General features: G+C 61.3%; 1 protein-coding gene. It reads left to right on the plus strand.

What is annotated here, in order from left to right:
* Nucleotides 1–162: 162 nt before the first annotated feature.
* Nucleotides 163–813, plus strand: a 651-nt coding sequence (locus HMPREF2559_RS04815) for a hypothetical protein (RefSeq protein ID WP_148138778.1), incomplete at its 3' end; no start/stop codon positions are given.

Here is an 813-nt window from a genome sequence, read left to right on the forward strand (position 1 = left end):
CGCGTGCGCGCGACAGAGTACCGGATTCCTGGGTGGGGTGCCAGGATCCCGCCGCGCAGCCTGTGGATAACTAGTTTTGTCGTTATGGTTATCCACAGATTGTGGCGCCTTGCTGGGGCTTGCCATTGCGCGGGGTTGACAAGGCTTCGTAGCGTGTGAGGCATGACAACTTCTCTCATCGACGACTACAAGCGCCACAACGTCGACTCTCTTAAGTCCGTGCGCGGGATGACGCGCACGCAGCTGTGGGATGCGGGCATCAACGACATTGATGCGTCGCTGTTCCTGCGGTTGGCCAAGGTGTACTGGGAGTCGGGCCACGCGCGTATCGACGAGGCGCGGGCGGCCGCGCGTGCGCGCAACCACGGGCTGCGGGTGCTGGAGAAGATCGAGAACTTGGCACAGAAATCCGATAGGCCGAATGACCTGCGGGTGATTTTGTGTGGCACGCTCGAAGGCGAGCTGGAGAAAGTCGCGGCCAAGCATATTACAAAGCCGAAGCCGGTCAACGAGGCGTCGGTGGCGTTTGGCAAGGACGGGCGTAACCGGTTGATCGTGCGCTCGGACGAGGGGTGGTTGATGGATTTCATTAACTCTCTGCCGGGCGTGGATGACGGCGGCCTGGAGGCGGTGTATGAGGGTTTGAAGCAGCACGCGAGGGGGAAGATGGGCCTGGCGGCGCCGCGGAAGATGCTGCACATTATCGTGCCGTTGCCTGTGATGGCGCAGCTGATTCAGGGCAATACGGAAGACATTAAGGTCCGGGCGTTGGATGGGACGTGGCGTACGGGTGAGGAGATCATGGCCGAGTTG

Source organism: Corynebacterium sp. HMSC072G08, assembly GCF_001809185.1.
Taxonomy (GTDB): domain Bacteria; phylum Actinomycetota; class Actinomycetes; order Mycobacteriales; family Mycobacteriaceae; genus Corynebacterium; species Corynebacterium phoceense.